This window comes from Blautia intestinihominis, assembly GCF_040096655.1.
GTDB lineage: Bacteria > Bacillota > Clostridia > Lachnospirales > Lachnospiraceae > Blautia_A > Blautia_A intestinihominis.
Genome location: NZ_JBBMEI010000117.1, coordinates 1 through 6850 on the forward strand (window position 1 = coordinate 1; position 6850 = coordinate 6850).

Sequence of the window (6850 nt, forward strand, 5' to 3'; positions counted from 1 at the left end):
GTTATTCAATATCTGTTTGAAGAACCTACACTCTTCATCATTGCATTTATGTGCATCCTCGGATCTTATATTGAGGTGAAAAACATGTCCCAGTTTTTCGGTTTTTCCACTGCGGTAATCGTGAAATTCACATGGAATATGCATGCTTTTTAGCTTCTCGTACATCAGAGGTGCCTGGCCTCTGAGAAAGTCTTCTTCTGCTGTCATGAGGAACGCCGGTGGGAATTTTTCTGTCACGTAATCATCTGCACAGAGCAGCTGAAGTTCCTGTTTCGTTCCTTTTCCCGGAAGATATTCTTCCATCAGTTTTCCTGTAAGCTCGTCCAGATTTTCCTCTCCCATGTGATACTGTCCGCAGTTCAGTGCCACTGCACGGATCTGCGGAGCTTCTGGTGTATGGAATTTATAATTTCCGGCATAATCAGGATTCGTACAGATATCCAGATAAAGAGACAGGATATGTGCTCCTGCGGAGTCGCCCACTGCAAAGAGTTTCTCTGTATCTAATCTATAAGTTTCTGCGTTTTCCAGCACCCAGGTAAATACGGAATTTGTATCTTCCAGTGATGCCGGAAACTTATATTCCGGTGCCAGGCGATAAGAAAAATTCACCACCGCAAAGCCTCGCTCTGCAAGATCCATGCAGTAGAACTGATACCTTTCTTTGTCACCGTATACCCATCCACCGCCATGAACACTGACGATCACTGGAAGCTTTCCCGTAGCATCCTTTTGGCGATATACATCCAGTTTCTGCCATTTAGATTCTGTTCCATATATAATATCATCGTATCTTACAATGTTCTCCGGGGTCTTAAGCCCTGCATCTCTTTTATTATCTTCTTCTGCAAATTCTGCACGTATGATGTCGCTGATCCTTACCATTCTTATGTTCCTTTCCTATATTAAAAAACCGACCTGCATTTTCTACTTCTATTGTAGCGAATACCTGTCGGTTTTTATATCTTTATTTTGTGTTTTTTATTCTTTTATTGCGTTGTCTGTCCCGAAATCCATCACGCTCTTTTTGTCATAAACGACTCAAATCTCACATGCTGATCCATCTTGTCACCAATCATGCCGATCACTTTTCCCATGGTAAATGCGGCAAGGATCGTGCCGATTCCGAGTCCGTCCAGATGTCCGAGGATGATGCAGGTCATCAGTGCTGTTATGGTAAGGCAGGTAACGTCATAGCCGATTTTGATCCTGGAATATTTTACCTTCGTGATATCTGCCAGTTCTCTCGGAAACAGGTCTGTCGGGATGATCGGAAGACCGCAGCGGTTGGAAAGTGCGATCCCGATGCACAAGAGCAGGTAGCTGATGATAAAATAAAGTACCCGGTAGCCAATGGCTGTCGGCAGGACGCCTATCCACATTTCATGTACATCGAGCATCTCGCTGAATGCAAATCCAACGACAAAGCTGAAAAGATATGGTGCGACGAATTTCTTCCGCATGATCATCAGGGATAATACCAGAAGTCCCTGGAAAATGTAGGTCCAGGTTCCAAGGGAGATCTTATTGAATACTTCCGAAAATGCATATGGTACACTGGAAATCGCCGAGATCCCGGAACCGGAATACAGCATCAGCACAACTCCCAGGCTGTTGATCAATACCACCACCAGCAACGCCAGCTCGCCCCGCAGGACCGGTAATTTTTTGTTCTCTTGCGTCTCAATTTCTTCTGTCACTTTATATTTCCTCCATAGGTAATTTATGGTAACTGTTCAGTACCTTCACAGTTACAATTTATGCCTTGTCTATCTTAGCACTCGGAAGTTCTTTTTTAAAGAGACAATATACCAATTTAGTAAAAAATTTGTCGAACGTTTCTCTTTGACAGATATATAATTACCCTTTATAATTTAGAACAAATATTTCTAATCTGTTTCCGGATAAAATTCCTATTATTTGCACCTTGACAGTTGAATACAGGGTTTACACCCTTATGATTATCACCTATAATAATTACTATAATTATGAAAGGTGGTGCCAATATGGAGGTTACTCATGATATGAGTGATCAGGAATTAAAAGCTTTACTTATCGACAAATACACAGACCTGCAGCGTATTAAAAGAGCTAATGGTGATACTGTAAACGAAGAATTGGACTATCAGATCAAAGTGGCAACAGCCAAATTATCATCTTTCGGAGTTAATGTAGAAGACCTTACATTATAAATACCGATCAAGTAGCTGTATAACACAAAAGAGTGTAAATCCTGTACTGAATTGTCAAGATCTGCACTCTTTTTATCGTATACGGAACATTGATTTTACCGTTTCATCGCCTCGCGGATGCACATTTCTATGTACTCTTCTCCGAGAGCTGTATTCACAGTCAGATCGAAGTTTGCTGATGCGCCCCAGATACGGCCGGTGTAATAGCGGTAGTTGTCGGCGCGCCATTTATCTTCTTTCTGGATCTTCTGTTTTGCGTCTTTTTCGGACAGATGCAGACGGTCCATGACTCGTTTCATTCTGTTTTCCATTGGTGCGCAGAAGAAAACTCTGAGGCAGTTTTTGTTGTCTCTAAGGGTGTAGTCAGAGCAGCGTCCTACGATCACGCAGTTTCCTTTTGCAGCAAGTTCTCTGACGACCTTTGATTCAGCTTCGTAGATCTTGTCCTTCGGTGCTTCCTCGTCCGGCTGTGCATACATATACATCTGGTTCACCAAGTCATACAGGAAACTGCTGGTCATCATCTCTTCTTTTTTCTGGATAAATTCCGGTGTATATCCTGTCGTTCCGGCAGTCATCTCGATGATCTCCTGATCATAAAAAGCGTAGCCAAGTTTTTCTGCAAGTGCTTTGCCGATATCGTGTCCGCCGCTCCCAAACTGTCTGCCGATCACGATGACATTACGCTGAACTTCATCTGCCGGTTTATCCACAGATGCCGCACCGGATTTGCCGGCACTTTCCACATTTTCCCCTGCGAACTCTTCCGGAAACAGAAGCGGTTTGACAAATGCAAGCTTCTTGCCAAAGACTCTGGCAATAAATCCAACCAGAAGTGCCGCAATGATCGTACCTTCACGCACACCATTGAGATGTCCGGTAAATACAAAGGACAGGATTGCCGCGATCACCGCCATGGAAACGTCAAAGCAGATTTTTGTCGTACCAAAGTTGGTTTTCCATGTCAGAACGATCGCGCGGACAAAAGATTCTCCCGGCAGCATAACAACGTCTGCCAGCACTTCCATGTACACACCAAATCCAAGGATCAGACATCCGATCAGAAGATATACGATCTTCATAACATACGCCTGCGGGTTTACCCATGTAAACAGAAGCATGGTAAGATCGATGAAATATCCAAAGATAATAGATACCGGTATCTGCAGAACATGTTCCAGTTTAAAATTTTTACGCAGGATCAGTAACTGCAGTAAGATCAGAAATACGCTGAAGAAAATCGTAAAGTTTCCGAGTGTAAACGGAAAACTTAAGCTTAATACATACGGAATCGATGAGATCGGTGAGGTTCCGAGACTTGCCTTGGTGATCAGGCTGACACCAAGTGAGTTCACGAACAAACCGATCAGAAAGATCACGTATCTTTTTAGTTTGTTCATTTGTTCCTTCCTTCTTTCCCTGTTTCTTCGCATCCTGTCTCAGACAGGTTACTGTAAATTTTATGATAAATCTTCATAAAAGCCTCTGCTTCTTCTGGAGAAATATCTTTCCACGCAGCCTCCTCGATCTCCACAAAAGCTTCTTCGACAAGCTTCTGGCTTTTTTTCCCGGATTCTGTCATAAAAATATGAAAAGTCCTTCTGTTTCCATTGAGCATGCGCCGCTCGATCAGGCCTTTCTCTTCCATACGGTTCAAAATTGAAGTCAGCGATCCCGCCTCAATAAAACAGCCCGCCGCGATTTCCTTCTGACTGGCTCCATCATGATCCTTGAGATAATCCAGAACCTTCGGCTGTCCAAGCGTAAGCCCCGAAGCCTTCACCCGCTCCAGAAGCCTCTTCTGGATCAACATCTGGTTAGCCATTGTCAGATAATGCAATGATGTGTCCATGTTTCACGTTCCTTCCCTGTTTGCGTTTGATGCAAAATAAAATACTTATAATTCTAACGTTTAGAATTATAACTTTTTTTGTAAAAAGTGTCAATATGACTTTTTTCTTAGATTTCAGCCCTTTCGATCACACAGCTATGTTTCTTGGAATAAAGCAGACATCTGCAAAGCCTTTTCCTGTTGGCAATTCTCTGATAATTGTGTAGTACTCTCTTGCAAAATAAAATGCCAGGTGAATTGTACAGCTCAATGAATTTTCGTTATTGTATTGCAGAATTGAGATTTCATTATGCGCACATTCACTTCCCTTCGCAACAGCTTCCGCATCCTGATTCCACAAGTCTTCCAGAAGTTTCCGTGAGTTTTCCACTGACCGGATCACTTCGTGCCAATCCATCGTACTGATTGCATTAATATATTCCTTGTCTTTTAGCCAGAAACGCAAAAAATCCAAATATTTTTTCTGTGCGTCTCTGTCCTGTTCATATTCACGAAACAGACAGTCCCACTCATCGATCAAAATTATGAAAGGTGAATTTGTCTTTGCAAAAACATCCTGCATGACAAAAACAAGATTTTCCTCTGTTACAAATTCTGGATATTTATTTCTGAGATCTGCAAGAATTCTTTTCTGCAGTAACTTAAGCATATCATCCATACTCTGCGTTGCACTCAGAAATTCCTGCATGTTGATTTTTATTACATCGTATTTATTTATATTTTCATCAAAAGACGTATCTTTATTGATTTTTAATCCCGCAAAAAGTTCTTTTGTATCATTCTCTTTATCATAATACGCCGCAAGCATATTAGCGGCCATGGACTTGCCAAATCTTCTCGGTCTGCTGACACAGACATATCTCTGTTCTGTATACAGTAACGTATTCATTTGCCTGATAAGACCACTTTTGTCAATATAAATCTGCGACCGCAAACTCCCCCAAAACATCGTACTACCTGGATTAAGATAATTACCCATGTGCCAAAATCCTTTCCTGTAGCTGTTGAAAAATGACTGCAACTACTTTTATTATAAAGTTTCAGCTGAGGAATAACAAGAAATTTCACAATAAAGGAACCTGCTCTATACGACAAATTCCCGCAGCTTTCGCCACGGGAATTACTTTAGAATAACAATTTAGCATTGTTCATGTATTTATTATAGACTTTGAAAAATGCTGTTTTTGAATATCTTTTTCCATTTACCTCATAGATCGGAACCGGATATGCACTGCTTGTGGTATGGAAATAGTTTATAATCTGTTTCACCTTTCCATTCTGTAAAATATATGTGCGGCATATATTCTCTGACGATGTTCCTGTTTTTATTGTAAGATACTGTCCTTTCAGATAAGCACCTCTCGTAGATCCATAAATCAGAGGTGTAACCTTGCCTTTATAATATGTAAAGAATACAGCCCATGGATAATTATGCAGCATGAGTTCTTTTATTCCATCGTTGTTTATATCAATCAGACGGTATCTGCTGAAATTTCTCCGATACACTGTGGTAAGTTTTCCATCCCAGTTATTTCTCACCCTGTAGGAAGCCCCATAGGATCTCAGCACTTTCTGATACCAGTCGCTTCTTACCGTTACCTTGCAGCTTCTCTTTACGCCATTACTGGTCGCTGTGATCGTCACCGTGCCTGCTTTCTTCGCAGTTATCACTCCGTTCTTAACCGTTGCGATCCGTGTATTGCTGGATCTCCATGATGCTGACTTTGTTTTTCCTCTGCTGTCAAGTGCTCTGATTGTAGTACTTTCTGTAACATACATGGAAACCTGTGTCCTGTTCAGTTTCATTGTTCCGCTCGCAGCAGACACCGGTACTGCCAATATAAACAATAATGCAATAGCAATAAGTACAATAAAATTTTTCTTCTTTTTCATTAGCGGTTCCCCCTTTATTTAATATTCTGACTCCATCTGCCACTGATATGACATATTTGTAATTTTTCCATTACGAATACTTATAGAAATTACTTTTGCTCCTTTTATATACATGCTTCCGGTTCTTCCCTGCCATACCCTCCGCCATTTATATCTTGTAAATCGCTGATATGCATTCGCCGGAGTCATCCCAACTTTTACTCCATATAAAGAAAGGCTTCTGTCTCTGATACACACGTTCCATCTGCCAGCCTTATTCTTGTAATACGTTTCGCCCTGAAGATAAGAACAGTTGGAAGAATATTTTCCCTTGGCTGCGTATGTTACTCTCGTGCTTCTTACTGTACGGTTATAGAAATTTACCGATGAGCGTCTGTTCATACTGGGAACATGGCGCATTCCCAACTCATATGCCGCCGAAGACATCTTTCTGTTCATTACCCTGGAAACCTCTGTTGTTCTTGCCTGTACCGGTAATGCAAAAAACAATGTACAAACCAGAATCAAAAAACACATTAACATATTCTTTTTCTTCATATTCGTTTTCCTCCCTGTTTTTGATATTACACTTAAGTATAATTAATGTCCTAAACAGCGTCAAGTAAACAATCTATTTTAATCCTGAATTATTCACTGCAACGCCGTGAACATGGCTAAAAGCCGCATAGTTGCTGTATTTTAATTGCATATTGCTTTTCACTTCAAAGCAATAGGCAAATTAAAATAAATTTTGACGGAGATGATCTATCCTCCGATGCAGGACTCCTTTTGATAAAAGAATTCGCTGCAAAGATCGGCTTTGTAAAGCTGATCAAAAAGAACTTTAAAACTAATGATAACCTATTGTGCTACTTCAAATAAATTATATGAAAACCTGTAAATGCGCAAAGAATCCCTGTAATTATTGGAAAAC

The 6850-nt window shown here is 40.9% G+C and carries 8 protein-coding genes and 1 pseudogene; 2 read left to right on the forward strand and 7 right to left on the reverse strand.

What is annotated here, in order from left to right:
- Together WMO75_RS18375 and WMO75_RS18380 are read right to left on the reverse strand one after the other, a co-directional pair.
- Positions 1-885, reverse strand: an 885-nt coding sequence (locus tag WMO75_RS18375) for an alpha/beta hydrolase (RefSeq protein ID WP_349078695.1), incomplete at its 3' end; no start/stop codon positions are given.
- Between the two features lie 131 nt (positions 886-1016).
- Positions 1017-1700, reverse strand: coding sequence for a DUF6198 family protein (locus WMO75_RS18380; protein ID WP_173905590.1), 684 nt, complete (start codon positions 1698-1700; stop codon positions 1017-1019).
- A gap of 306 nt (positions 1701-2006) precedes the next feature.
- Here WMO75_RS18380 and WMO75_RS18385 point away from each other — a divergent pair, with 306 nt between their 5' ends.
- Positions 2007-2192: a hypothetical protein gene (locus WMO75_RS18385; RefSeq protein ID WP_118699671.1), complete on the forward strand. Its 186-nt coding sequence runs from the start codon at positions 2007-2009 to the stop codon at positions 2190-2192.
- A gap of 95 nt (positions 2193-2287) precedes the next feature.
- On the opposite strand, the gene WMO75_RS18390 is transcribed toward WMO75_RS18385, so the two are convergent.
- The 5 genes from WMO75_RS18390 to WMO75_RS18410 form a co-directional block, all read right to left on the reverse strand.
- Complete coding sequence (locus WMO75_RS18390) at positions 2288-3592, reverse strand: DUF6198 family protein (RefSeq protein WP_349078698.1); 1305 nt, start codon at positions 3590-3592, stop codon at positions 2288-2290.
- Positions 3589-4044 carry a MarR family winged helix-turn-helix transcriptional regulator gene (locus WMO75_RS18395; protein WP_294658510.1) on the reverse strand — a complete coding sequence of 152 codons (456 nt, stop codon included), beginning with the start codon at positions 4042-4044 and terminating at the stop codon, positions 3589-3591. Before WMO75_RS18395 ends, WMO75_RS18390 begins: the two co-directional genes overlap by 4 nt.
- 127 nt (positions 4045-4171) lie before the next feature.
- On the reverse strand, positions 4172-5023 hold the full coding sequence (locus WMO75_RS18400; RefSeq protein ID WP_349078699.1) for an AAA family ATPase: 852 nt from the start codon (positions 5021-5023) through the stop codon (positions 4172-4174).
- A 146-nt stretch (positions 5024-5169) separates the two neighbouring features.
- The gene (locus WMO75_RS18405) at positions 5170-5937 is read right to left on the reverse strand and encodes an Ig-like domain-containing protein (protein WP_118699687.1); all 768 of its coding nucleotides are present in this window, start codon (positions 5935-5937) and stop codon (positions 5170-5172) included.
- Between the two features lie 18 nt (positions 5938-5955).
- Positions 5956-6474: a hypothetical protein gene (locus WMO75_RS18410; RefSeq protein WP_349078701.1), complete on the reverse strand. Its 519-nt coding sequence runs from the start codon at positions 6472-6474 to the stop codon at positions 5956-5958.
- A 138-nt stretch (positions 6475-6612) separates the two neighbouring features.
- Between WMO75_RS18410 and WMO75_RS18415 the strand changes: the two are divergent.
- A pseudogene (locus WMO75_RS18415) lies at positions 6613-6777 on the forward strand (transposase); the annotation flags it as partial.
- Between the last annotated feature and the right edge of the window lie 73 nt (positions 6778-6850).

Bases quoted from the DNA above. Each gene is read 5' to 3' on its own strand.
- WMO75_RS18385 (WP_118699671.1), top strand. From the start codon at position 2,007: ATGGAGGTTACTCATGATATGAGTGATCAGGAATTAAAAGCTTTACTT.
- WMO75_RS18390 (WP_349078698.1), bottom strand. From the start codon at position 3,592: ATGAACAAACTAAAAAGATACGTGATCTTTCTGATCGGTTTGTTCGTG.
- WMO75_RS18395 (WP_294658510.1), bottom strand. From the start codon at position 4,044: ATGGACACATCATTGCATTATCTGACAATGGCTAACCAGATGTTGATC.
- WMO75_RS18400 (WP_349078699.1), bottom strand. From the start codon at position 5,023: ATGGGTAATTATCTTAATCCAGGTAGTACGATGTTTTGGGGGAGTTTG.
- WMO75_RS18405 (WP_118699687.1), bottom strand. From the start codon at position 5,937: ATGAAAAAGAAGAAAAATTTTATTGTACTTATTGCTATTGCATTATTG.
- WMO75_RS18410 (WP_349078701.1), bottom strand. From the start codon at position 6,474: ATGAAGAAAAAGAATATGTTAATGTGTTTTTTGATTCTGGTTTGTACA.